Consider the following 23,829-nt stretch of genomic DNA (forward strand, 5'->3'; position numbering starts at 1 on the left):
GAAGTCCTCGCGCCCCGACACCGCCAGCGAGCCGTACGTGAGACCATGATACCCGCCGTGGAAGGCGAGCACCCGCGGTTTTCCGGTGGCGATGGCGGCCGTCTTGAGCGCGGCCTCCACCGCCTCGCCGCCCGAGTTGGCGAGGATGGAGCGCGTGAGGCCCCCCGGCGCGGCCTCGGCCAGCGCGCGCAGGAGCTCGGCCTTGATGGCGGGCGGGTGCACGTCGCCCATGCCGTGCAGCAGGCGGGCGGCCTGGCGCTGCACGGCATCCACGATGCGCGGGTGCCCGTGCCCCGCGCCGGCCACCGCGAAGGCCGCCGTCAGGTCCACGAAGACGTTGCCGTCCACGTCGCGCACGTTCGCCCCGCGCGCCTCGGCCCAGAACACGGGGAAGTCGTCCGCCAGGTACGTGACGTTGGGCGACTCGTAGCGCGCCAGCTCCCCCGCCAGCCGCCGTGACTCCGGCCCCGGCGGCGGGCTCGCGAGCGTCGGCAGCTGCGCGCCGAATGCTTCAGACCTCACGGGGCCTCCCGGCTACTCCTGTCGGACTCGGCGGTGAGCACGATCTGTAATTGGCGATGTGCCTGCACCGCATCCTGGACCGCCAAGTTCCACACGATCTTCGGGTCTACATTGAAGTAGGAGTGCGTGAGGATGTCACGAAATCCCGCCAGCCCGCGCCAGTCGACCTCCGCATGCCGAGCACGTACCTCCGGAGGGATTTGCTTCGCGGCCTCTCCCACGATCTCGAAAGCTTTCATGACCGCGTAGAAGGTCCGGCGGTCGTCAACGAACTCGTCGCGGGTTATACCCGAGGTAAATTCCTGGACATGGCCCAGAGCTTCGACCATGTCTTCCAGGAACGTCAGCCAATTACGCGACAAGGAGCAGATCCCCGGTTACGGATTGCTCCACGCGCGGCCGAAGCGTGCCAGGCGTAACCACGTCCACCCTCGTCTCGAACAGATCCTCGAGGAAGAACTTCAGGTCCATGTAGCCACGGAACGTGGGCTCTGGTCCGAAATCCACGAGCACGTCCACGTCACTGGATTCGGTCGCCTCATCGCGGGCAACCGAGCCGAAAAGCGAAATGGAACGCACTCCGAAACGATCCATCTCGGCGCGGTGCTCGCGCAGGAGGTGGATGACGCGGTCGCGGGAAAGCGGCTTCGGCTCCATCGCTCGTCAGATTAGCAGTTCGGTGGAATAGCTTCAGGTTATCGTGTGCGTGCGAGTGTCGAGTAAGTCGCTGACAATGGATTCAGGCAACACGCACTGCCTCAGCGAGTACGCGGTCTTTGATTCGCGGCTTCAGCCCAGTGGGCGTGCCCATATCCACCGAGCGGCCGAGGATCTCCGCCAGCCGATCCCGGATCCCGATGTACTCGAACAGTCCGATGCCCGGCCCGAGTTCCACGAGCACGTCCACGTCACTGTCGGGGCCCGCTTCGCCGCGGGCGACGGAGCCGAAGATGGAGATCTCCTGCACGCCAAGGGTGCGGAGCTCGTCCATGTGCGCGCGGAGGAGTGACAGCGCCTCGTCCCGATCCATGTTGGTCCGCTCCAGGCGATGAGTGGCTCGTCTGCCGGCACCGCAGGAAGAACCGCGCCGCGGGCGATGGGCGCTGTTCCCTGCGCCGCACCTACCGCCGGAACGGATGATCCGCCGTCAGGTACAGGTAGACGCCGCGCGGGCCGTGAGTCGCCGGGTCGAACGGGAACGCGATGCCGGGAACGAGCTGGGCGTCGCCGCCGATGTCGAAGGCGTACTGCAGGCCGGGGCTCAGCACCCATCCCCGGTCCTCGCCGCCGCCGATGGCCAGCGGGGTCTCTTCGCTCCCGTACACCGCGTCCATCAGCAGCGTCAGGCGGGGGATCGGGCGCCACATCGCGCTCTCGCCCACGGTGAAGCCCACCGGCGATCCGCCCTCCAGCGGCACCGCGGCGTTGACGTTGGTGTGGAGGAAGAGACGGCCGTCCGCCAGGCGCAGCGAGGCCGGGAGGAGAAGCTCCGCCTCGCTCTCGCCGCCGCCCCGGCTCTCGTCGCCGGTGGGCAGGGTGAGCGAGATGCCGGGCGACAGGGTGAGAAGCTTCCCCGATCCTCCCAGCAGCCCGAAGCGGTACCCCACCTCCACGTCGCCGATGCCCTGCGCGCCGCCGGCGGTGTGCACCAGCGGGATCGACAGGTCCAGCTGGTGGCGCTCGCCGCCCAGCGGCCATTCGTGGCCGTACACGCCTTCCCATGCCCCGCCGCGCGTGCGCGTCCAGTGCGCGATCTGCTGGAGGTGGCCGGCTTCCTGGTTGTACGCCTCTTCCACGAGGAAGCCGGTCACCTCCGCTTCCTCCTCCTGCGCCCGCGCGGGGTGCGCCGCGAGTGGAAGAAGGAGCGCCAGGAGCGTGCATGTCCGTCGCATCATGTCCGTCCTCTCTCTGCGTTTGGGTGGCTGGGGCATCGCGCCCGCGCATGAGGAAGAACCGGGCCGCGGGCGATGAGCGGGCTGCGCCCTACCGCTTCTCCCCGTCCAGCCAGCGCGTCATGATGTGGCGGTCGTGCGCGTCGAAGCCCAGGCGGCGGTAGAGGCGCTGGGCGGCGTCGTTCTCCCATCCCACCTCCAGGCGCAGCGCGCGGACGCCCCATGCGGCGCACGCGGCGGCGGCTTCCTCCACCGCGCGCGCCCCGACTCCGCCGCTTCGGAAGCCTTCGCGCACGTACAGCTCGTCGAGGAGCGCGAACCTCCCCGCGAACTCCAGCGAGAAGCCCAGGGTGACCACCATGTAGCCCGCCGGCGCTCCACCGCCCTCCACGAACCAGACACGGCCCAGCGCGGGGTCCGCGAGGAGCGCGGCGAGCCCGCTGCGCGCGGCCGGCTCGTCCAGCGCGATCCGCTCGTGGAGGTAGAACTCGCGCATCAGCGCCAGGACTTCGTCCTCGTCGCCGGGGAGGGCGGGGCGGAGGGCGGTCACGAGCGGCCTCCCAGCCACCCCCGCCGCCAGAAGAAGGCGATCAGCCCGATGGTCACCAACCCCATCAGCCCCTCGGCCACGGAGAGCGAGCGGAGCCAGTGGGGAGCGGTATCGAGGTTCATCCCGTACACGCCCGTAATGAAGCTGAGCGGGATGAAGACGGCGGAGAAGACCGTCAGCACCTTCATGATCTCGTTGGTGCGGTTCCCCACGCTGGAAAGGTACAGGTCCGTGAGCGAGGCGCCCAGCTCGCGGCAGGTCTCCACCAGGTCCAGGATCTGGACGAGGTGGTCCTGCACGTCGCGCAGGTACACCACCGTGCCCGGCGCCACCAGCTCGGACGGGGGCTCGCGCACCAGGTAGGCGAGCGCATCGCGCAGCGGCCAGATGGCGCGCCGCAGCGCCACCAGGTCGCGGCGCACGCCGTGGAGCTGGTTCATCGCCTCGCGGCCGGGACGCCCCAGGATCTCGTCCTCCAGCAGGTCCAGCCGCTCCGCGTACGTCTCCACCACGGGAAAGCAGTTGTCCACGATCGCGTCCAGGATGGCGTAGGCCAGGTAGTCCGGCCCCGCGCCGCGGATGCGCCCACGCGAGCGGCGGATGCGGTCGCGCACCGGGTCCAGCGGATCGCCCGCGCGCTCCTGAAACGAGATCACGTAGTCGCGCCCCACGAAGAGCGACACCTGCTCCAGGTCCAGGTGCGGGCAGAGGCGCACCATGCGCGCGACCAGGAAGAGGTGGTCGTCGAACAGCTCGCTCTTCGTCTGCTGGCCGATGTGCCCCACGTCCTCCACCGCCAGCCCGTGCAGCCCGAAGACGTCGGCGACGGCGCGCAGGGTGGGCGCGTGGCGCACCTCCTCCACGTTGACCCAGAGGACCGGGTACCGCCCGCGCAGAAGCCCCAGCTGCTCCACGCTCTCCACGTCGAACTCGGTGATCTCGTGCGGGCCGTAGGCGATCACGTTCACGCGCGGCGGCGACGCGTCCGGGTCCGACGGCAGGGTGCCCGGCGAAGATCCCGGGGGCGTGCCTGGGCCGTGGAAGCCGACGCGCGCGGCGGTCCTCCCCGCGGCCAGGGGGAGGCGCAGGAGGTCGCGGCGCTTCACGCGGGCGGCCCGGCGGTTGGCGGCGCGCGCACGGTCAGCGCGGAAAGACGCCGCCCGCCTCGGACGCCGCGGCCAGCATCTCGCGGGCGGCGGGCGCGTACATCGCGATCGACATCAGGCTGCCCCGCTCCAGCCGCAGCTCGCCGCGCATGACGGCGGAGACGGGGTCCATGCCGCCGGAGAGGATGCTCCGCCAGCTCGCGGCCTCCGCGCGCAGCACGAAGGGCGCGGAGTCGCGGTCCTCCGCCGTGGCGACGCGGGTGCCGCGGCAGGCGCCCTCGTACAGGTCCAGGAAGACGGCGCGCTCTTCGCCGATCCCGAGCGCGGGGTCGGCGCCCATCACCAGCACCACGGCGTCGCGCCAGTCGGCGGCCACGGCGGCGTAGTTGGGGCGGTCGTTGAGCGCCTGGCAGCAGGCGCGGGCCCACTCTGCGGTGAACACCTGGGTCGGCACGGCGGGGCTCCTGGGCGTGGGCGGACGGGTCTCGTGGCGCCAACGCTAGCGCGGCGGAGCGGCGCGGTCAAATCACGTGGGGAATTTCCCTACCCGGCGGTGCGCGATGTGGGGAGGAAGCCGCCTCGCGACAGACATTTCCCTATGTTGCGGTGCGGGCCCGCGGGATAGATTGTGCGCATCCTGATGGACGATGGATCGAGACTGGAACGATACAGGAGACGCTCACATGCGTAACGCTTTCTACAATCTGCCGGTTCTGGGGATGATCGTGCTCGCCGCCGCGTGCGGCGGCGGCGACAAGCCGGCCGAGACCACCAACGACACGCCGCAGGGTGCCAGCACCCCGACGGTCACCACCGAGGCGCCGGCCGTCACGACCGACGCGCCGAACACCGCGGCCACCACGCCGCAGGCGCAGGGCACGGTGCACACGGTGCGCATGGTCACCACGCAGGGCGGCGCCTCCGGGCAGTTCGAGCCGTCCAGCATCACCGTCAAGAAGGGTGACGTGATCAAGTTCGTGAGCCAGGGGAACGCGGTTCACAACGTGTCGTTCCCGGCCGACCAGAATGCCGGCAAGTCGAACCTCCCCGCCCCGAGCCAGTTCCTGAGCGACGGCCAGAGCTACGACCTGCAGGTCACGATGGATGCCGGCACGTACAACATCCAGTGCGACCCCCACGCCTCCATGGGGATGAAGGCCGCGATCACGGTGCAGTAAACGGGGAGGCCCTCACCCCCCCCGCCCCCCCTCTCCCAAACCGCTGGGAGAGGGGGGGAGGGCCTGCCCCCCGGCACAAACGCCGGTAGGGGCAGACCTGCGTGTCTGCCCTCCTCGCCGCCACACCAACCCCCGCCCCCGCACCCCCACCCCCGTAGGGGCCGTCCCACGTGGCTGCCCGTGCCCCGCCGCGCGTCGTCCCCCGCGCCTCACGCGAACAAACGAGACCCGCCCATCCTCACCCCAAACACCGCACGATCCCCGTCTTCTTGCTGACCTCTTCCGTCTGCACGTGGACGCGCAGGTACAGCGGCACCAGCGACCCGAACACTCCCACCCCGTCGCCGCTGACACTGGAAATGCGCACCGGGCCGGACGGGTTGAAGCGCCCGCCCCGCACCCCGTTCACGTAGTTGCGATCCGCCGCGGCAATCACCATCTCCGCGAACACCCCGTCCGGAAAGCCCGTCTGCAGCGCCGCCAGCGCCGCGTTGTCGTACTCGAAGCGGTCGAAGACGCCGAACTCGCTGGGAAGCGCGATGGTGGTGTCCTCTTCGGAGATCGCCAGCCCGACCAGCTCCAGCGGGTCCGGGATCGCCGCCTGAATCCCGGTGCGCGCCAGGGCCGAGCGCAGGTCGAAGATGCGGATGGGCGCGATGTAGCTCCAGGCGCTGTCCGCGCGCGTCCACGCCACCGGCAGGATGCGCTGGGGAGGCAGCGCGCACAGCGCGGAGGCACGCGACGCGGCCCGCGTGGTGAACGGGAGGCCGGCGAGCCCGAACGCCCCGGGCACGTGAGTCCGCCCCTGGATCACCCCCCCTTCGGGCGTCTCCACGCGCAACAGGTACACGGAACCGGGGCGCACCCACGATCCTTCATCCGAGGACGACAGGTAGCAGCTCGCCTTCACCGACCCCGGCTCCTCCTTGAAATAGTCGCCGGGGACGCGGAAGCACGTCTGGGTAGTTTCCTCGAAAGTGATGGTGCGCCCGCCCGGAGCGGTGACGGTGACGCGGGCGCCCGTGACGCCGCGGACGTCGCGCCCGTCCAGCGAGCGGTGCAGGACGACCGCCTGCACGGGAATGTCGGTGCGCAGCACGGCCTCCACGGCCACCACCTCCTCGCCCGCGGGGAGGGAGACGTCGGCCAGCGTGCAGGCGCCCGCCAGGAGGAGCGGCGCCAGGCATACGAGGCGGTGGAAAGGATGCAAGTGGAGCCCGATGTGAAAGGAGCGCGCGCAGTCCGCCGACAGTCGCACCATGCATACCCCCGAACGCCCCCGGCGGGGTCCATCGTGCACGATCGGCCGGCTGCTACCGTTGCAGAGTTGGCCCGGTCTCTGCAACTGATAGAGGCCAGAACACAACGGCGCGGTCCGGGTTGCAGAATCGTAAGTCACGTGTTACATTGGAGTTACGTGAACTGCGCGGGTCGCGAGACACTTTGGCTAACAGCAGGAGAGAGCGATGCGTGTCCTCAAAGCAGCACTTGTGGTGTCCGTTCTAGTGGGCGCAGCGGCATGCGGGCGTGACGCAGCGCCGAAGGCCACCGCTCCCTCCAGCGACCTGACCTGGCTGGACAGCCTGGGCGTCTCCGACGCGGCGGTGAAGACGATGGCTCCGACGGCGGCGTCGCCGACCGAGCTGGGTCTCGCCGCGACCGACTCGTCGGCGCCGATGCTGGCGGCGGCGGCCCCGGTGAAGGCGCCGGAGGCCAAGTCGTCCACGTCGAGCACGCGCCGCAGCACCGCGCGCCGCTCGTCCTCGGGGCGCCGGCGTTCCAGCGGGAGCAGCTCGGGGAGCTACAGCGGCAACTCGGGCGGGTACGAGAGCAGCGGCACCTACCGCGCCCCTACGGCGGTCGTGAAGCGCAACACGCGCCGTGACGCCGCCATCGGCGCGGGTGCGGGCGCGGTGATCGGGGCGGTGGCCGGCGGACGCAGCCACCGGGTGCGCGGAGCGGTGCTCGGCGCCGTCGCCGGGGGCGCCGCGGGCGCCATCATCGGGCACCACGTGGACAAGAAGACCGTCTACGTCCCCTGATCTGCGGGGCTGGACGAAGTGCGGCGGGCCGGGCGATTTCGCCCGGCCCGCCGTCGTTTCTGCATCCTCCCCAGGCATCAGAATCGGCTCGCGGAAACGCCGCCGGAATGCGTAAGGTACAGTCATTGCGTTACTTACCCGCAATTCTCCGGAATCGGCGGGCGAGAGCCGCCCCATCCGGATCGAGAGGCGCCGCACTGGGGAGGCTCCGATGACGCACCAGCAGCGGGTGCATCCGCGGACCGCGGGGGAGGGCTGACCATGCCACACCGGACCTTTCGCGACGCGGACGGGGTGGAGTGGCAGGTGTGGAACGTGGTGCCGCACGTGCTGCAGGAGGGGACCGAGCGGCGCATCCGCGTGCGCCGCGATCCCGAGCCGGAGCCGCACGATCCCGAGCGCCGCGCACACCCCGAGCGGCGGCGTGCGGCCGAGCGGCGCGCCCGGCTGCGCATGCACCTCAGCCCATCGCTGCAGGGTGGGTGGCTGGTGTTCGAGGCGGACACGGAGAAGCGGCGCATCACCCCGATCCCGCGGGGGTGGGACTCGCTTCCGGACGACGAGCTGGACCGCATCCGGCTCCGGGCCGATCCCGTGCCCCGGCGGAGCTGACGTCCGATGCCGCTGCGCACTTTCCGGGACCCGAACGGGATCGAGTGGCAGGTGTGGAGCGTCGTACCCGGCGCGCGCACCTCCGCCGAGCGGCGCGCGGGCTTCGACCGCCGCAGCCCGGACCCGGTGCTCCGTCCGCCCGGCTCGGACCGGCGCGAGAGCACGGACCGGAGGCGCCCCGCGGTCTCGCTTCCGCCGCAGCTCATGGAGGGGTGGCTGATCTTCGAGGGCCCCGGCGAGCGCCGCCGTCTCACCCCCATCCCTCCGCACTGGGACGCGCTCCCCGAGCCCGACCTCGAGCGCCTTCGCGTGCGCGCGCTGCCCGCTACCCGGCTGCGGGGCGACGAGTAAAAACAGCAACAGCCTCACACAGAGACACAGAAGGAACAGAAAGACACAGAGAAAACCTTTGCGGTTCTCTCTGTGTCTCTGTGTCTCTGTGTGAGCCTTCTGTTCGGCTAACGCGGCGCCCGGGCTGTGCGGTGCGCGCGGATGGCGGCGATCTGGGCGGCGAGCGTGCCGACCAGGGGAAAGACGGGGGCGATCAGGATCAGCATCATCCCCGACGAGTACGACCGCATGCGCGTGACGTACTCGTTGATGAACGGCCCCGCGGCACGCTCCGTCCAGTCGGGGATCAGGAGGAGCGTGATGATGGCGGCGATGGTCCACGCCGTCGCCAGCGCGAACGAGATCGGGAGCGCCCACCCCGCGCTGCGTCCGCGCTCACCCAGCGAGCGACCCGTCGTGCGGCCGCCGAGGATGCACAGCCAGAGACCCGCCGCGCAGAGCACCATCCACAGCATGTAGCGCCACCCCGACGACGGCTCGGGCGCCCGCGCGCTCAGCGCCAGTGCGTCCGCCGGGATCCCCTGCCAGCTTCCGACCAGCGCACGGCCGTCGCGGCGAAGTGCGGGAGTGGCGGCGGCGTCCCAGCCGCGCGGCAGCTCCACGCGCACGTCCAGCCGCCCGAAGCCGCCCCATTCGCGCGCAGGCGCCAGCACGTAGCCGAGCTGCCACACCGGCATCAGCCCCTCCGTCTGGTAGACGGCCGCCTGGGCGGGGTAGCGCACGCGGATCTCGTGGCGTCCGGCGGGGAGCGGGAGCTCGAAGGCGAGGGCGCCGGCCTCCTTCGAGGTGTACGCCAGCGCATCGCCGCCGCCGGGGTGCGGGGTCACCGCCGGGGCGCGCCAGCTCGCGGGGAGCGGCCCGGGCTGCGTGCGCCGGTTGGCGACGGGGCGCCCATCCAGCCACACCTTCCCCGCGCCGCCCAGCCCATCCGCCACGAAGAGGAGCCGCACCGTCCGCGCCGCCCCGTCGTTGCGGGTGCGGTAGGTGGCCTCCACCATCGCGGGCTTCGCCTTCGCCAGAGGTCGCAGGTCGATCAGAAGCCGCTCGTGCTCCACCACTACGTCGCGCAGCCCGCCCCCCGGCTCGCCCGCGGGGCCGCCCGGTCGCCGCGGCGCCGGCTCCGGCGGCTCGGCCATGTTGGCCCACAGGAGCGCCGGCAGCGCGAGCAGGAGCGCGCCCGGAAGGAGCGCCCGCCAGCGGCGGAGGGCAGGGGAGTGCGGGTGCATGGGGATGCGGGAGAGGCGGGGAGGGAGAATGGCCGGCACCCGTGACCTGCGCGTGATCCACGCGTCACATCATCAGGAGTAGAACGGGAAGTTACGGAAGGGCGAGCCACGGCGGAAGCGCCGGGTGCCGCCGGGGGGCGCGGTTTCGCTCGTGCCCATGCATTGCTAAATTAACCGCACCCCGCAACCTCGACGGTGGATGCGCCTCGATCGTTCCAGGAGTCGTTCAATCGCATGACCTTACGCAAGCCGCTCGCGTGCGCCGTTGTGCTCGCGTCCGTGCTCGCTCTTCCCGCGGCGGGCCAGCGCCCCGGCGGGCAGATGCTGGACCCGACCGACCGGGACACCACCTGCGCCCCCTGCCGCGACTTCTACCAGTGGGCCAACGGCGGGTGGCTGGCGCGCAGCACCATTCCGCCGGCGTACAGCAGCTGGGGGAACTTCGACGAGCTCCGCGACCGCAACCAGGCCGTGCTGCGCCGGCTCCTGGAGCAGGCGGCCCGCGACGCCGCGCGCGCACCCGCGGGGAGCAGCGAGCGCAAGCTGGGCGTCTTCTACGCCACCTGCATGGACACCGCGCGCGCCGACCGCGATGGGCGCCTGCCGCTGCTGCCGGAGATGGCCCGCATCGACGCCGTCCGCGGCCGCGCGGCGCTGGTGGCGGAGGTGGCGCGGCTGCACCAGGTGGGCGCGGCGTCGATGTTCGGCTTCGGCGCGGCGCCCGACCTCAAGAACAGCGCGCGCACCATCGCGCACCTGGGGCAGGGCGGGCTGGGGCTCCCCGACCGCGACTTCTACACCCGCACGGACAGCGCGGCGCAGCGCATCCGAGGCGAGTACGTGGCGCACGTGGGACGCATGCTCGCGCTGGCCGGGCGCCGCGACGGGCACGCCGAGGCCGAGCGGGTGATGGCCATCGAAACCGCGCTGGCGAAGGCGTCCATGACCCGCGTGCAGCAGCGCGACCCCACCGCCACGTACCACATGATGCCCCTGGCGCAGCTCCAGGCGCTCACCCCGCGCTGGGATTGGGCGGCGTACCTGCGTGCCCGCGGCGCTCCGCCCATCGACAGCATCAACGTCCGCCAGCCGGACTTCCTCCGCGCGCTGGATGGGATGCTGGCCACCGTGCCGCTGGCGGACTGGCGGTCGTACATGCGCGCGCACCTGGTGCGGTCCTCCGCATCGGCGCTCTCGCGGCCCTTTCTGGACGAGCAGTTCCGGATGCAGCAGGTGCTCACCGGCACCCGCGAGCAGCTTCCCCGATGGCGGCGCTGCCTGGCCGCGACCGACGCGCACATGGGCGACGCGCTGGGCGAGGCGTACGTGCGGCGCACCTTCACCCCGCAGGCCCGCGCGCGCGCCCTGCGCATGGTGGAGAACATGCGCCAGGCGCTCCGCGAGCGGCTGCAGGGGGTGGACTGGATGACGGACTCCACCCGCGCGGAGGCGCTCGCCAAGCTCGGCTCGTTCCGCGAGAAGATCGGCTATCCGGACCGGTGGCGCGACTACTCGGGGCTGGAGATCCGGCCGGGGTCGCACCTGGAGAACCTGCGCCGCGCCACCCGCTGGGCCACTGCGCGCGGAATCGCCCGCATCGGCCGGCCGGTGGACCGCGGCGAATGGTCGATGACGGCGCCCGCCGTCAACGCGTACTACAACGCCTCGCTCAACGAGATCGTCTTTCCCGCGGGAATCCTGCAGCCCCCGTTCTTCGACGCCACGGCCGACGACGCGGCCAACTACGGGGGGATCGGCACCGTGATCGGCCACGAGATGGCGCACGGCTTCGACGACCAGGGGCGCCGCTTCGACTCCCGCGGCAACCTGCGCGACTGGTGGACCCCCGCCGACGCCGCGGCCTTCCGCGAGCAGACGAAGCGCGTGGCCGACCAGTACTCCGGCTACACCGTGATCGACACGCTGCGCGTGAACGGCGAGCTCACGCTGGGCGAGAACATCGCGGACCTGGGCGGGCTCACCATCGCCTTCCACGCGCTGCAAAAGGAGTTGGCGGGCAAGCCGCGCCCCCCGCTGATCGACGGCTTCACGCCGGAGCAGCGCTTCTTCATCGCGTGGGCGCAGATCTGGCGCCGCAACGCTCGTCCGGAGGTGCTGCGCCTGCAGGCGGCCACGGACCCGCACGCCCCATCCCGGTGGCGCACCAACGGCCCGCTGGCCAACATGCCCGAGTTCGCCCGCGCCTTCAACTGTGCCCCCGGCGACCCCATGGTCCGCCCCGACAGCATCCGCGCCCGCATCTGGTGAAGTTTTCGCGGAGACGCGGAGGCTCGGAAACACCAGCAAAAGCCTCACACAGAGAACACAGAGGGAACTACAAGCCACAGAGGAAACCTCTACCTGTTCTCTCTGTGTCTCTGTGTCTCTGTGTGAGCCATGCAGTTGCAGTTCTCTCTGCGTCTCCGCGCCTCCGCGTGAGACTGCCGTTACGGACCTTGCACAAACCTGGATGACGAATGAGGGCGCCGGTCCGTGTGGACCGGCGCCCTCATCGATCTGTGACCCCGCCGATTGCCTGGCCCCGGTGCCCCGGTGCTCCGACGTCCGCCCTCAGAGCCGGTCCGCGCAGAAGTAGCCGCCCGCGCGCTGCTCCCCACCGCTCTCCCATCGCCCGGCGAAGCGCTCCGGCGTGATCGAAGTGACAAAGAGCGCCAGGCTCGCCCCGTCGAAGCGGGACGGACCCGCACGGTTCGCGTCGGCGCCCAGGCGCAGGGTGATGGCCTGCGCACCCGAGCGCTCCCACTCCATCCCCAGCACCCCCGGCCCCGCGGGGTCGTCGCGCCCCACGTCGCCCGGCGCGACGGCGCCCACGGACGCCGGCGCCAGGTCGGTGAAGCCGTAGAGCGGGTAGCGCACCCGCTCCGCCGGCGCGATCGGCGGCGGGCGGTTGCCGAACGGACGCAGCCGCAGCATCGCCGAGGCGTGGTTCCCCGCGCGCGGGCCGCTGGTGGCGGTCAGCGAGAGGTGGAACTCACCGGCCAGCACGTCCGCGCGGGAGCCGGCGGCGAGCTCCCCCTGCACGGGCGCGCACGGGGCCGGCGTGGGGACGCGCCGCGCGCACGACGTCCACCCCGCCAGCGCGAGCGCCGCCCCCAGGACGAGCCCGGGGGAGCGCGCGATCCTCGCCCTCAGCGGGCCACCCTGGTGAAGCGGCCGGCGCGATCCACGGTGTAGAGCGGGCCGGTGTACAGGTCGTTGTGCATCTTCAGCGTGTTCTCGGGTCCGGGCGCGCGTACCGTCAGCGCCAGGGAGAAGGCATCGGCACGCGACGGGTCCACGCCGTACCCCAGGTCGGTGAGCGAGCGCACCGTCAGCACGCTCAGCGGGTTCTGGCCGGCGTTGATGTAGCCCGTCATCAGCTCGTTGCGCAGGATCGACTCGCGCCAGTGGCCGTTCATCGTCCCCGCGCCGCCCGTGTTCTCCACCGGCACCTTGGCGCCGCCGGTGTAGGTGTTGCCGCCGATGGCGTCGAAGCCGACGATTCCGTTCGAGCCGTTGTAAAAGGTATCCAGCGTGTTGCCTGGGCTGCTGGGGTTCTGCAGCAGGCCCTTCGACGACCAAAGCGTCCCGATCCCCAGCACGTGCCCCATCTCGTGGAGGATCACGCTGCCGAGCTGGTTGTTGGTCTCCATCATCGCGAGGTCGGCGACGTCGAACTCCATCTTCCCGACTACCGGAAGGCCGCCGATGCCCGTGCGGACGAAGCACGGCCCCGCCTGCCCCAGCACGGAACCCGGACCGTCGATGTCCACGGCCGCCGCGAAGATCACGAGGTCGTCGAAGGTAGTGTTCATGCTGGGCGTACCCGTGCCGCAGGCGTCCTCGGGAATCGAGGTGGAGATGTCCGCCAGGTCGTTGCGCACCAGGGTGGCCCAGCGCGCCGCCGCGTTGGCGAAGGCGGCCCGCTGCGTCGGCGTCATGGACGTGGTGATGCAGAGCGTGACCTCGTACGCCGCGCCCGGACCGCCGAAGCACCCCGTGCCGCGCATCACCACGGGCGGGCCCGTGAGGCCCGGCGCGATGGCCGTAAGCGTGTTGGCGTCGGCGGCGGAGCCCAGCGTCCACGTGCCGGCCGAGGCGACGCCGTTCGTACCGGTGACGACCGACGTGTTGGTGGTGCGGCCGCCGCCGGAGGTGACGACGAAGTTGACGGTGATGCCGGAGAGCGGGTTGCCGGCCTCGTCACGCGCCACCACCGACGGGGCGACGGGGACCGCGGTCCCCATCATCGCCGCCTGGTGCCCGCCGGCCAGCAGGCCCAGCACGCCCGGCACCCGCCCGACGGCCTGGGCGGTGAACGACAGCGGCGAAAGCGTGGTGCCGGGGAAGGTCACGGACAGGGTGTGCGTCCCCGCCGCGGGCCCCAGCGTCCAGCTATTGGTGGCGATGCCCTCCGCGTCGGTCACCGAAGTGGCCGCGGCGAGCGTGCCGCCGCCCGTCTGCACCGTGAAGGTGACCGTCACCCCCGCGACCCCTACACCCAGCCGGTCCACCACGCGCACGCGGAGCGCGCTGCCCAGCAGCGCCCCCGCCGCGCCGGACTGCCCGTTGCCCGCGAAGCTCTCGGCCCGGACGGGGGCCTGCGCGACCCGCACCTCCACCGACCCCGCGGCCGAGCCGGCGCGGGCGGTGATCGACGCCGTCCCGTTCGCCATGGCTTTCACCGAGGCGCTGTCGCCCCCCAGCCCCGTCACGACGACGGACGGTGAGTTCGTCTCCCAGCTGAGGACGGCGTTCCCCATCGCCTTGCCTTTCTGGTCGCTGACGCCCGCGCGCACGATCTGCGTGGCGCCGATCGCGTCCAGCGTGGCCGCGGGCGCTACGGTGATGGTGGTCGCGACGGACGGTTCCGTCGTCGAGTCCGAACCGCACCCCGCCGCCAGCGCGGCGAAGGCGGGGACGAGCATTAGCTTGCGCATGATGGGGGCTTCAGCGAGGTAGGGTGGAGCCGGTTCGCCCGGCCCGGGCACGGTGGGACATACAAATTAGTATCAAGCCGGCCGATTCGTAAAGGCCTGCCGCTAAACAACCTGTCTCACTCGGGGGTAGGTACCGGGGGTGTGGCTAACGCTACGTCACCAGCCACCGCGCCACGACGCGCCCCAGCTCTTCCCCCGCGTCTTCCTGGATGAAGTGTCCGGCGCCGCGCAGCACCGTGTGCGGCTCCCCCGCCGCGCCGGGAACGGTGCGCTGCAGGAGGCGGTCGATGCCGCGAAAGAAGATGTCCCGGTCGCCGAACGCCGTCAGGAACGGCCGCTCCCACCCGCGCAGCGCCTCCCAGGCGCGGCGGTTGGCCCCGTTCGCCGGATCGGACGGCCGCGTGGGGACGAGGGCGGGGAGCGAGCGCGGCCCGGCCTTGAAGCGCTCGGCGGGGAAGGGCGCCTCGTACGCCGCCACCACCTCGCGCGGGAGCCGCGTCTGCGTCCCCGCTTGCACGAGCCGCCCTACGGGGAAGCGCGGCGTCCAGCGCGCGAAGGCCTGCCACACCTTGAAGGGAAAGGGCGTGTGCTGGTCGCCGGTGGGGAGGCCGCCGTTGGCCACCACCACGCGCGCGAACCGTTCCGGGTGCTCCGCCACGAGCCGCAGCCCGATCAGCGCGCCCCAATCCTGGCACACCAGCGTTACCCCGGTGAGCTCCCGCGCGCGCATCCATCCCGCCATCCACGCCACGTGCCGTGCGTAGCTGTAATCCTCCCTCCTCGCCGGCTTGTCCGACCTCCCGAACCCCACCAGGTCCGGCGCGATCGCCCTCAGCCCCGCCTCCGCCAGCACGGGAATCACCTTGCGATACAGATACGACCACGTGGGCTCCCCGTGCATCAGCAGCACCGGCGCCCCATCCTGCGGCCCGTCCTCCACGTGGTGGATCCGCACCCCCTCCACCTCCGTGTACCGCGGCTCCCACGGATAGCCGGGCAGCCGGGAGAAGCGGTGGTCGGGTGTGCGGAGAAGCTGCATGGGGGAAGTGCGTGAGTGCGTTAGTGCGTGAGTGCGTTGATGCCGTCCGAGCTGCGGGTCCCGCACCAGGAGCGCATGAATTCGCCGCTGGAACCACACAAAATCCGCCTGTGCGGACTCCGGCATCTCCGTTCACGAGACCGCTTCAGCGGTCTTCGCGTAGTTCCAGCCGGAGGATTCATCCCCCGGCGACTCATCCCCCGGCGATGCGGCGCCGGTGCCCGCCGCCCCATACCGCGCCGCCGCCCCCGAGCCTGCGAAGGCAGGCTTCCCGCCGTTGTTGCAGCGGTTTCAACCGCCGGCCCTTCCCCGGAGCCCCCAAACGCGTGAGTGCGCTCCAACCTCAGCGCACTCACGCACTCACGCACTCACGCACTTCCGTCCCCTACCTCGCCTCCACCGGCGAATCCTCCTTCTCCCAATCCGTCAGCGCGGCCACGACGAACGTCACCGCCGTCAGCCCCAGAAAGAAGTTGCGGGCCGGCTTGTGATCCGCGAAGCCCAGCAGCCACGGCACGAACGGCAGCGCCAGCCCCAGCGCCGCCTCGGTGGCGCCGTGCACCTTGAACGGCACCACGCGGCGCGCCGAGAGCGGGTAGTCCGTCACCGCCGAGAGCCCGGCGTACCCCCCGGCCAGCGCGCGAGCCGCGGCGCGGGCCTGCGGCGGAAAGTCCAGCATCTCCGCGGCGGCCGCGGTGGTGGCGGAAGTGGCGTAGTCCAGCACCCCGTGGGTGCGCGGCGAGATCGGTTTCCTCATCCTTTCCTCCATCGGGTATCGTGAAACAGGGGCGCGGCAGGGAGGCAAACCGCGTACCCGCCTCGCCGCAGCAGCCCCCGCGCGGGGCGGAATATGAACCGGGCCGGGGAATGACGTATAAAGATTTTGCTGCACTTGCACGTCTCTGCTACAATGAACCGCAACCGCACATCCGTCCCACCTCCCCTCTCTGGACCCCGTGCCCGTACACATCCCGCGTCACGCCCTCCCGCTCCTCCTGGCCGCGGCCGCCGCCGCGTGCGACCTGACCCCGAACCGCGGCGGCACCGTCACCTTTGGCCTCGCCGCGCCGCTCACCCGCTCGTACGGCGAGAACTCCAGGCTGGGGGCCGAGCTGGCCGCCGAGGAGCTCAACGCGGCCGGCGACCTCGGCGGCGTCACCATCGCCATCCGCGCGCGCGACGACGGCGGCGAGGGGGCGGCGGCCATCCAGGTGGCGAGCCGCTTCGTGGACGATCCGCAGGTGGTGGCGGTGGTGGGGCACGCCAACTCCGATCCCATGATGGCGGCCTCCAAGGTGTACCACGACGGCGAGCTTCCCGCCGTGGGCACCAGCGCCACCAGCACCGAGATCGCCCAGGCCGGGCCCTGGATCTTTCGCATCGCATCCAACGACAGCGCCAACGCGGCGTCCATCGCGCGCGAGGCGCGGCGGTTCGGGCGGCGGGTGGGCATCCTGTACGCGAACGACGAGTACGGAAACAGCCTCGCCGCCATCTTCCGCAAGGCGCTCGCGCAGACCGACGCCGTGCTCGTGGGCACCGATCCGTACCTGGAGGAGATGAAGGACTTCCGCCCGTACCTGCTGCGCTTCAAGGAGCGCCAGGCGGAGGTGCTGCTGGTGGCGGGGCTGGAGGTGGGCGCATCCACCATGATCCGCCAGATGCGCGAGGTGGGGCTGGGCGCGCGGGTGCTGGGCGGCGACGGCCTGGAGTCGCTCACCTCGATGGAGGGGAACTACGACGGCACCATGTTCGGAATGCTCTACCACCCCGAGGCCAGCGACCGGGCGCGCGCCTTCGCCCAGACGTTCCGCCGCCGCTACAACCGCGAGCCCGAATCGGCCGCCGCCACCAGCTACGACGCCGTGTACCTGCTGGCACGCGCGCTCAAGTCGGGTGCCCGCTCCCGCGCGGAGATCCGCGAATACCTGGAGGGTGTGGGCCGCCCCGGCGGGAGCGATCCGTTCGTGGGCGTCACGGGCCCCGTCGCCTTCGACGAGAACGGTGATCCGGTGGGGAAGCCCGTGGCCATCGCCGCCATCGAGGGCACTCGCTTTCGTCTGGTGCGCTCCGGGCGATAGGAACGGCTGGCCTCACGCGGAGGCGCGGAGCCGCAGAGAGAACAGCGGGAGGGTTTCTTTGTGGCTTTACGGGGACGCCTGCGATTCCAGCGCGCGGATGTCGCGCAGGCAGAGCCAGAGCGGGATGATGCCGATCACCCCGAATGACGCGTCGATCAGCCGCCAGTAGAACGGGATGCCGCGGATCGGCCCCGCGATCAGCGCGAGCGGAACGACTGTGATGCACGCGATCATCCCCCACTCCACCACCCACACGTTGCGCACGGGATCGCGCAGCGGGCCGATGAAGAGCGCCGCGATCACCAGGTGCGCGAAGGCGAGCCAGTCGGTGCCGTACGCCAGGAAGGGGTACGCGCGGTTGGTGGCGATCACCCCATCGCGCACGGTGACGAGCCAGTGCAGCACGCCCCCGTCCGCCGCGTCGGCGCCGAGGACGCGCGTCAGCCAGCGCAGCTCCGTCTCGATGGGAAAGGCCGTGACCCCGCTCACCACCAGCCCAACAATGAACAGCACCAGCAGCCCGCGGATGCGCCGCTCCAGCCGGTAGGATTCCATCCCGGACGCTCCGGTGAGGGGTTGGTGATGGTTCAAGCACCCAAGCTGGCGGAGGGCACGAGGGCATGCAAGCAGGCGCCTCATCCGGGGAGCACGCGTTCGGTCCCATCCGTGCAGTCTGGTTTGCGGCGAAGCAACCTATCCGCGCACCGGCTCAAGGATCATGCGTGAGGATACCCGCTGGACAACTCGTGACCGGGACGGCAACCCAATCTATCTTACGGATGAGCGATGGCAGCACGTCTGCGATCACCATCCGGAGATGGAGCCGTACGAGGCTCAGCTTCGAGAAACCATACGCGTGGGGAAGCGGCGGCAGGACTCACTGAATCCCCAGAAGTATCGATATCTGCTGCGCTGTGCAGGCCTTCCCGAACACAATACGCATGTGGAGGCGATCGTCCTGTTTCGACTGGGGCAGGATGCGGACGGAAGGCTGATGCCCAACAACTACATTGTCACCGCCTACCAGAAGCACATAGGGTGAACGCATGAGCGACCCGACGAGGAAGTACGACGAGATCAGCGACACTCTCCACATCACGTTCATGCCCGGGGAGAGCGGGACCGGAATCGAGCTGAACGAGAACACCTTGCTGCGGATCAACACAGGTGCACGATCCGCTGTGGGGCTCAGTCTCTTCAACTATTCGATCCTGGCACAGCGCACCGAGATGGGGCCCCGCAGCTTTCCACTGACCGGCCTGGCGATGCTGTCGGAGGAACTTCGCGAGATCGCGCTCCAGATTCTGCAGGATGCGCCGGTGCACGACTATCTGACTGTCTCCGCTTACACGCCCGGTGGGTCCGAGCCGATTCCGATCATGTACCTGCAGCCCGAAATCGTGCCGTCGCGGGCAGCGTGAGCACCAGGGAGGTATACGACAACCCCCTTGCCGTGCCATACGTACGTATTGCGCCTTAATGCGAAGCGTGTATGTTGCGCAACGTGATGGTCGCCACCCTCTGATCAAGGAAGGTCTTATGTCGAGCTTACTCCGTCACACCGTTTTCCGCCGAGTCGTCGCAGCGCTCGCCGCACCCCTGCTTCTGGGTTCTGTTTCCGCGGCAGCGCCGTCGGGGAACCGGCTGCACGGCTCGGCCACGGTTACGAACGTTGATTTCAGGCAGACCTTCTACTCGGATCCGGCGAAGACCGTACAGGTGGGGGTACATTATTATTACTGCGACGGTACCCACACCGAGCAGGGGTACATCACTGAGTATTACAAGATCGTCTACTACATGCCACGTTGCCCGTAAGTACAACGGTGCGGAGAGGCGACGGGTTGCCGCATACGGAAAGAGGGCCCTGCACCGGATGATGCCGGTGCAGGGCCCTCTTCGTTCCTGGCGTGCGGCGGCTTACCGCGGCGTTGTGTCCTTGGACGCCGAGCGGGCGGTGTCGCGCGAGCGGCGGGTGGAGCGCGCCGTGTCCGAGCGCGTGCTGCGCGAGGAGCGGGCGGTGTCGGACCGCGAGGTGCCGCGCGAGGAGCGAGCCGTGTCGCCCGACGAGGACTTCGGGGCGGCGCCGGACGTGGTGCCGCTCTGCGTGCCCTTGGAGCGGTCGCCCTCGATGGCGTCGGCGTTGTCGGCGCCGTTGATGACGCTGATGGGGATCGGGTTGGGAAGCTGCACCTCCTGCCGCACCTTGCGGTTGCTGCGCGCCTGCTGGATCCACGCGGGGTCCTTGGGCGCGCCGCCCGCCACCATCAGCAGCTGCGCCAGCTCCTCCGCCTCCTCGTTGCGCATGCGGATGGAGCCGTGGCTGGCCGCCGTGCCGATCGACTGCGGCTCGTTGGTGCCGTGGATGGTGCGCGGCGGGTCGTAGACGATCTGCACGGTGCCCAGCGGGTTGTCCGGGTCGCCCGGGTCCTTGGGCTCCTCGCCCTTGGTCCACTCCTCGTCGGGCGGCGGCGTCCAGCCGGGGTTCCACACCACCTGGGTGACGTTCCAGTTGCCGTTCTGCGTGGGCCACTCCGGCCGTCCCACGGCGATGCCGTAGCTCTTCTCGAGCTGGTCGCGGCGGAACATGCGCACCTGCTTGGCCGCCACGTCCACCTCCAGCCGCACCTCCTGCGGGGGCTGCGGCGGCGGGGCGGGCTGCGCGGCGGGCGCGGCGCCTCCGGCGGGTGCCGCGGCGCCGTTGTTCTCGGCATCGCCGCCGCCGCACGCGGCCAGGGCGAACGCGGCCGCGCCGCCCATCGCCCACGATCTCATCAGCCTTCTCGTCATTCCTCGTCTCCTTTGCGGGGTTGGGCCCAGCCGTTTAGCAAGGGGCGTGCGCGGAGGTTGGACGCACCTTGACTCCGCCGGTGCCGGCCAGCGCACGCGCGTACTGCTTGGAGGCATCCGGGCGCCCCGCTACATTGCCGGGTACGGGCCGGCATCCCGCCGCGCCCGTCCCGCACATCTTCCGCAAAAACGGTGAGGCATGCCCGTCGACCGCAGCGCAATCGACGCACAGCTCCGGGACATCGGCGAGGGGGACCGCTGGTGGGAGCACCGCGAGTTCCGCGCGCTTCCGCACATCCTGCACGCCGACGAGCGCATCCTGGGCGTCGTGCGCGGCAAGCTCCTGGGGGTGCGCCGGCCGCGCATTGGGCCGGCGGGGGCGTGGCTCTTCGTGAGCACCAACCAGCGCCTCATCTGCCTCAAACAGGATCGCTTCGCCCGCAAGCAGGTGGAGTTCGCCGCCGGCCAGATCGCGCGGGTGCAGCAGGGGAGCCGCCTGCGCGCGTACCAGATCGCCCTCGACACGCCGGAGGGGCGCTACCGCATCCGCATCACCAAGGAGGACGCCTTCCGCTTCGCCGGCTCCATCGCCGGGCTGGTGCCGGGGCAGCCGCGGATGATGGAGGGGACGCTGGAGCCCAAGCCGATGCACCCCGCCATCGCCGCGGTCGCGGGGCTGCCGGGGATGGGGCGCATCGCCGCGAAGGCCGGCCTCCTTCCGCCCCCCGAACCCGCCACCCGCGCCCACGTGGACCGGCTGGAGGCGACCGTCGAGCGCCTGCAGATGGACGTGGAGCGGCTTCAGCAGCAGGTGGGGTTCCTGGAGGAGCTGCTCCGCCAGCGCGCTGCCGAGGCGTACCTTCCCGGCGTGCCGGCGGACCGGTAACAGAGGCGTAGCACAGGAAGTGCAAAGAAGTACGTTCTGGACGTGCAACCAGGGGTGAAATCAACCGCTTCGCTGGAGACGAAATGAGCAGATCTCCCGTCATCGAGGGCGAGTCGAACGAAACGGGGCGCAGGCCTGGAAGGCGCCCGCTCCTCTCCGGCGTCGAGGTTCGCGAGGAGGACCTGGAGCCGCAGAAAGGACTTCACCTGGTCGGCATCCTTTTCCGGATCTCGTCGGTGGTGATCCTGGTGCTGGCGCTGGGGCAGTTCGCCGCGTGGTGGCTCAACCGCCCCCCCGGCGGCGCGGGAATCGGGCTGCTGGTGGGCGACACCATCCGGCTGATCGTGTTCGCGGGGCTGCTGTGGGGCGCGGGCGACCTCGCCAACCTGGCGATCAAGACGCACTACGACATCCGGGCCGCCCGCATCCTGATGGCGCGCCAGACGTACATGATGCGCAAGATGGGTGAGGCGAACGGCTCGCTCCCCTCCCCGAACCTCCCGCACCGGCGCGCCTCCGACTTCACCCCGGCCGAAGAAGCGCTCCGGCTCTGAGCGGGTGAACCTCGCAGCATCCGCGAGCCATGCCCCGGCGACCACCCCCGCGTGGATCGCGGCCTCCGCGTTTCTGGAGGCCGCGGCTGCTCGCGCTCGCCCTGGCCCCGCTCCTCCTTCTCGTCCCCGGCCCGTCCGCCGACGGGCAGAGCGGCAACCCCTTTCGCGGGCGGCGGCTGTACGTGGACCCGTACTCGCCGGCGCGGGTGCAGGCGCAGCAGTGGGCCCGCTCGCGCCCGGCGGACGCGGCCCTCATGCGCCGCATCGGCGACCAGCCGCAGGCCATCTGGCTGGGCGACTGGATGCGCGACGTGCGCCGCGAGACGGATGCGCTGATGTCGCGCATCACCGCCGCGGGGGCGCTCCCCGTGTTCGTTGCCTACAACATCCCGCACCGCGACTGCGGCCTCTACTCCGCGGGCGGCTCGCGCGGCGGCGACTCGTACCGCAGGTGGTCGCGCGATCTCGCCGCTGCCATCCGCCGCCGCCCGGCCGTCGTCATCCTGGAGCCTGACGGGCTGGCCGCCATCGACTGCCTCCCCTTCCGCATGCAGGACGAGCGCTACGTGCTGATGCGCGAGGCGGTGCAGGCGCTCAAGGCGGCGGGCGCATCGGTGTACATCGACGCCGGCAACGCCAACTGGCAGCAGCCCAGCGAGATGGCGAACCGGCTGCGCAAGGCGGGCATAGAGATGGCGGATGGCTTCGCGCTGAACGTGTCCAACTTCCACGCCACCCGCGTCAACATCGCGTACGGCGAGCGGCTGAGCGCGATGGTGGGCGGCAAGCACTTCGTGATCGACACCAGCCGCAACGGGCGTGGCGCCGCGGTGGAGCGGGTCTGGTGCAACGCGCGCAACCAGGCCCTCGGCACCGCCCCCACCGCCCAGACGGGCCACCCGCTGGTGGACGCCTTCCTCTGGGTCAAGACCCCCGGCCAATCCGACGGCGTCTGCAACGGCGGCCCGCGCGCCGGCCAGTGGTGGGCCGAGTACGCCCTCGAACTCGGCAAAATGGCCGAGGCCCTCGGCAGCGCGCTGCCGCGGTAGGTGGTGCGCCTCCTGGCCTTGGTCTCCTGGCGAGTGAACTCGCGGCAACAACAGCACAAAGTCCGCCTTCGCGGACTCGCGGGCGAGATCCGCACCGGTGCCCGAATCCCCGCGCCGCCTCGATGCCGTAGGGGCGTGATTCATCACGCCCACCCTTTCCCCCACCTCGACCTTCGCCCCCCGGCACCGAACCCGTAGGGGCAGCCCCATGTGGCTGCCCGTGCCCCGCGTGTGACGCCGCCCGCATTCGGCACCGATGTATCCCACAACCGTCCGCGTTTCCAAGAGCGGCGGTCCACGAGCCCACCATCGGGCGGACTCCGGGGCGGATGCCGCGTCGCTCGAGCCCACTTCAGTGGGCTTCGCGTCGTTCCAGCCGGGGGCTTCAGCCCCCGGCGCGTGCGCCGGTGCCCGGCGAGTGCCCCCGCCGATCACCCCCGCGCGACAGCGTTGCGCGCGGCGCGGGAGTGCGTAGGTTAGGCAGAGGCGCACGATCGGCACGTACCCCGGCGGTTTGGGAAGAGAACAGCATGGCGCTGCGCGAGTTCATCGCACCTGACGGCGAGCTGTGGCGGGTGTGGCAGGTGATCCCCACCCTGGGCCGCTCCGGCTTCGCGCGCCTCCGCGAGAGGCGCGGGCAGGACGTGGTGGCGTACCACGGCCCCGACAGGCGCAAGGCGGACCGACGCAGCGTCGCCTCGCAGACGCCGGTGCTGGCGCAGGGGCTGGAGGGCGGATGGCTGGCCTTCGAATACAACGGCGCCAAGCGCCGCCTCGCCCCGCCGCCCTCGGGGTGGGAAAGCTGCACCGACGAGGAGCTCGGCGCGCTCTGGGCCTCCGCCCGCGTAGTCGCCACGCAGAACCGCGCCCCCTGAAGCACGAACGCGGCTCCCCGCGTCAGACGGACGGGCACTGGTGCGTTCTATGGAAATTGGGCAGACTTCGGTCAGAAAGCCGCGCGAGCACGGCGCGGCCAAACCGGGGCCGCCGCACCCCGCGCAGGCCCGCCAC

Annotated in this window: 29 protein-coding genes; 13 read left to right on the plus strand and 16 right to left on the minus strand. The window is 70.9% G+C overall.

Annotated elements, in window-relative coordinates:
- From VF647_01435 to VF647_01470, 8 genes are all read right to left on the minus strand, one after another.
- The coding region (locus VF647_01435) for an aminotransferase class III-fold pyridoxal phosphate-dependent enzyme (GenBank protein HEX8450723.1) at positions 1-522 on the minus strand (522 nt) is incomplete at its 3' end.
- Positions 519-851, minus strand: coding sequence for a HepT-like ribonuclease domain-containing protein (locus VF647_01440; GenBank protein ID HEX8450724.1), 333 nt, complete (start codon positions 849-851; stop codon positions 519-521). The genes VF647_01435 and VF647_01440, both read right to left, overlap by 4 nt.
- Positions 852-873: 22 nt before the next feature.
- Entirely contained in the window at positions 874-1,179 is a 306-nt protein-coding gene (locus tag VF647_01445; protein ID HEX8450725.1) for a nucleotidyltransferase family protein, read from the minus strand.
- 82 nt (positions 1,180-1,261) lie between these two features.
- Entirely contained in the window at positions 1,262-1,552 is a 291-nt protein-coding gene (locus VF647_01450; GenBank protein HEX8450726.1) for a nucleotidyltransferase family protein, read from the minus strand.
- Between the two features lie 91 nt (positions 1,553-1,643).
- The gene (locus VF647_01455) at positions 1,644-2,417 is read right to left on the minus strand and encodes a hypothetical protein (GenBank protein HEX8450727.1); all 774 of its coding nucleotides are present in this window, start codon (positions 2,415-2,417) and stop codon (positions 1,644-1,646) included.
- 88 nt (positions 2,418-2,505) lie between these two features.
- Positions 2,506-2,964 (minus strand): GNAT family N-acetyltransferase, encoded by a 459-nt coding sequence (locus VF647_01460; GenBank protein ID HEX8450728.1) that lies wholly within the window; start codon positions 2,962-2,964, stop codon positions 2,506-2,508.
- Positions 2,961-4,070: a magnesium/cobalt transporter CorA gene (corA, locus tag VF647_01465; GenBank protein ID HEX8450729.1), complete on the minus strand. Its 1,110-nt coding sequence runs from the start codon at positions 4,068-4,070 to the stop codon at positions 2,961-2,963. The genes VF647_01460 and corA overlap by 4 nt, the downstream gene beginning before the upstream one ends.
- A gap of 34 nt (positions 4,071-4,104) precedes the next feature.
- Positions 4,105-4,524 (minus strand): hypothetical protein, encoded by a 420-nt coding sequence (locus VF647_01470; protein HEX8450730.1) that lies wholly within the window; start codon positions 4,522-4,524, stop codon positions 4,105-4,107.
- Positions 4,525-4,753: 229 nt separating this feature from the next.
- Here VF647_01470 and VF647_01475 point away from each other — a divergent pair, with 229 nt between their 5' ends.
- Complete coding sequence (locus tag VF647_01475) at positions 4,754-5,248, plus strand: plastocyanin/azurin family copper-binding protein (GenBank protein ID HEX8450731.1); 495 nt, start codon at positions 4,754-4,756, stop codon at positions 5,246-5,248.
- Between the two features lie 238 nt (positions 5,249-5,486).
- Here the strand turns inward: VF647_01475 and VF647_01480 are convergent, their stop codons facing one another.
- On the minus strand, positions 5,487-6,458 hold the full coding sequence (locus VF647_01480; protein HEX8450732.1) for a hypothetical protein: 972 nt from the start codon (positions 6,456-6,458) through the stop codon (positions 5,487-5,489).
- 256 nt (positions 6,459-6,714) lie between these two features.
- On the opposite strand from VF647_01480, the gene VF647_01485 reads away from it, so the two are divergent.
- From VF647_01485 to VF647_01495, 3 genes are all read left to right on the plus strand, one after another.
- A complete protein-coding gene (locus VF647_01485; protein HEX8450733.1) occupies positions 6,715-7,290 on the plus strand; it encodes a YMGG-like glycine zipper-containing protein in 576 nt (191 codons plus the stop codon).
- Positions 7,291-7,551: 261 nt separating this feature from the next.
- Positions 7,552-7,902: a hypothetical protein gene (locus VF647_01490; GenBank protein ID HEX8450734.1), complete on the plus strand. Its 351-nt coding sequence runs from the start codon at positions 7,552-7,554 to the stop codon at positions 7,900-7,902.
- Between the two features lie 6 nt (positions 7,903-7,908).
- Positions 7,909-8,253, plus strand: a complete 345-nt coding sequence (locus VF647_01495; GenBank protein HEX8450735.1) for a hypothetical protein — start codon at positions 7,909-7,911, stop codon at positions 8,251-8,253.
- Between the two features lie 107 nt (positions 8,254-8,360).
- Here VF647_01495 and VF647_01500 read toward each other — a convergent pair whose 3' ends face one another.
- Positions 8,361-9,518 carry a hypothetical protein gene (locus VF647_01500; protein HEX8450736.1) on the minus strand — a complete coding sequence of 386 codons (1,158 nt, stop codon included), beginning with the start codon at positions 9,516-9,518 and terminating at the stop codon, positions 8,361-8,363.
- A 195-nt stretch (positions 9,519-9,713) separates the two neighbouring features.
- Here VF647_01500 and VF647_01505 point away from each other — a divergent pair, with 195 nt between their 5' ends.
- Complete coding sequence (locus tag VF647_01505; protein HEX8450737.1) at positions 9,714-11,747, plus strand: M13 family metallopeptidase; 2,034 nt, start codon at positions 9,714-9,716, stop codon at positions 11,745-11,747.
- 303 nt (positions 11,748-12,050) lie between these two features.
- On the opposite strand, the gene VF647_01510 is transcribed toward VF647_01505, so the two are convergent.
- From VF647_01510 to VF647_01525, 4 genes are all read right to left on the minus strand, one after another.
- Positions 12,051-12,521, minus strand: a complete 471-nt coding sequence (locus tag VF647_01510; protein ID HEX8450738.1) for a hypothetical protein — start codon at positions 12,519-12,521, stop codon at positions 12,051-12,053.
- 107 nt (positions 12,522-12,628) lie between these two features.
- Positions 12,629-14,419 (minus strand): leishmanolysin-related zinc metalloendopeptidase, encoded by a 1,791-nt coding sequence (locus VF647_01515; GenBank protein HEX8450739.1) that lies wholly within the window; start codon positions 14,417-14,419, stop codon positions 12,629-12,631.
- Positions 14,420-14,570: 151 nt separating this feature from the next.
- Positions 14,571-15,458 carry a haloalkane dehalogenase gene (locus tag VF647_01520; GenBank protein HEX8450740.1) on the minus strand — a complete coding sequence of 296 codons (888 nt, stop codon included), beginning with the start codon at positions 15,456-15,458 and terminating at the stop codon, positions 14,571-14,573.
- A gap of 385 nt (positions 15,459-15,843) precedes the next feature.
- Positions 15,844-16,215 carry a hypothetical protein gene (locus tag VF647_01525; protein ID HEX8450741.1) on the minus strand — a complete coding sequence of 124 codons (372 nt, stop codon included), beginning with the start codon at positions 16,213-16,215 and terminating at the stop codon, positions 15,844-15,846.
- A gap of 199 nt (positions 16,216-16,414) precedes the next feature.
- Here VF647_01525 and VF647_01530 point away from each other — a divergent pair, with 199 nt between their 5' ends.
- Positions 16,415-17,539: an ABC transporter substrate-binding protein gene (locus tag VF647_01530; protein ID HEX8450742.1), complete on the plus strand. Its 1,125-nt coding sequence runs from the start codon at positions 16,415-16,417 to the stop codon at positions 17,537-17,539.
- Positions 17,540-17,605: 66 nt separating this feature from the next.
- Here VF647_01530 and VF647_01535 read toward each other — a convergent pair whose 3' ends face one another.
- Positions 17,606-18,094: a hypothetical protein gene (locus VF647_01535; protein ID HEX8450743.1), complete on the minus strand. Its 489-nt coding sequence runs from the start codon at positions 18,092-18,094 to the stop codon at positions 17,606-17,608.
- Positions 18,095-18,257: 163 nt separating this feature from the next.
- Here VF647_01535 and VF647_01540 point away from each other — a divergent pair, with 163 nt between their 5' ends.
- The 3 genes from VF647_01540 to VF647_01550 all read left to right on the plus strand — a co-directional run bounded on the left by VF647_01540 (position 18,258) and on the right by VF647_01550 (position 19,357).
- Complete coding sequence (locus VF647_01540) at positions 18,258-18,581, plus strand: hypothetical protein (protein HEX8450744.1); 324 nt, start codon at positions 18,258-18,260, stop codon at positions 18,579-18,581.
- 4 nt (positions 18,582-18,585) lie between these two features.
- Positions 18,586-18,960, plus strand: a complete 375-nt coding sequence (locus VF647_01545) for a DUF2283 domain-containing protein (protein HEX8450745.1) — start codon at positions 18,586-18,588, stop codon at positions 18,958-18,960.
- A 118-nt stretch (positions 18,961-19,078) separates the two neighbouring features.
- Positions 19,079-19,357, plus strand: coding sequence for a hypothetical protein (locus VF647_01550; protein HEX8450746.1), 279 nt, complete (start codon positions 19,079-19,081; stop codon positions 19,355-19,357).
- A 102-nt stretch (positions 19,358-19,459) separates the two neighbouring features.
- Here VF647_01550 and VF647_01555 read toward each other — a convergent pair whose 3' ends face one another.
- Positions 19,460-20,329, minus strand: a complete 870-nt coding sequence (locus VF647_01555; protein ID HEX8450747.1) for a L,D-transpeptidase — start codon at positions 20,327-20,329, stop codon at positions 19,460-19,462.
- A gap of 199 nt (positions 20,330-20,528) precedes the next feature.
- Between VF647_01555 and VF647_01560 the strand changes: the two genes are divergently transcribed.
- From VF647_01560 to VF647_01575, 4 genes are all read left to right on the plus strand, one after another.
- Complete coding sequence (locus VF647_01560) at positions 20,529-21,215, plus strand: PH domain-containing protein (protein ID HEX8450748.1); 687 nt, start codon at positions 20,529-20,531, stop codon at positions 21,213-21,215.
- Positions 21,216-21,298: 83 nt separating this feature from the next.
- A complete protein-coding gene (locus VF647_01565; GenBank protein ID HEX8450749.1) occupies positions 21,299-21,769 on the plus strand; it encodes a hypothetical protein in 471 nt (156 codons plus the stop codon).
- Positions 21,770-21,798: 29 nt separating this feature from the next.
- Positions 21,799-22,818, plus strand: a complete 1,020-nt coding sequence (locus tag VF647_01570) for a glycoside hydrolase family 6 protein (GenBank protein HEX8450750.1) — start codon at positions 21,799-21,801, stop codon at positions 22,816-22,818.
- Positions 22,819-23,348: 530 nt separating this feature from the next.
- Positions 23,349-23,693, plus strand: a complete 345-nt coding sequence (locus VF647_01575; GenBank protein ID HEX8450751.1) for a hypothetical protein — start codon at positions 23,349-23,351, stop codon at positions 23,691-23,693.
- Positions 23,694-23,829 lie beyond the last annotated feature (136 nt).

Source organism: Longimicrobium sp., from assembly GCA_036387335.1.
Lineage (GTDB): Bacteria > Gemmatimonadota > Gemmatimonadetes > Longimicrobiales > Longimicrobiaceae > Longimicrobium.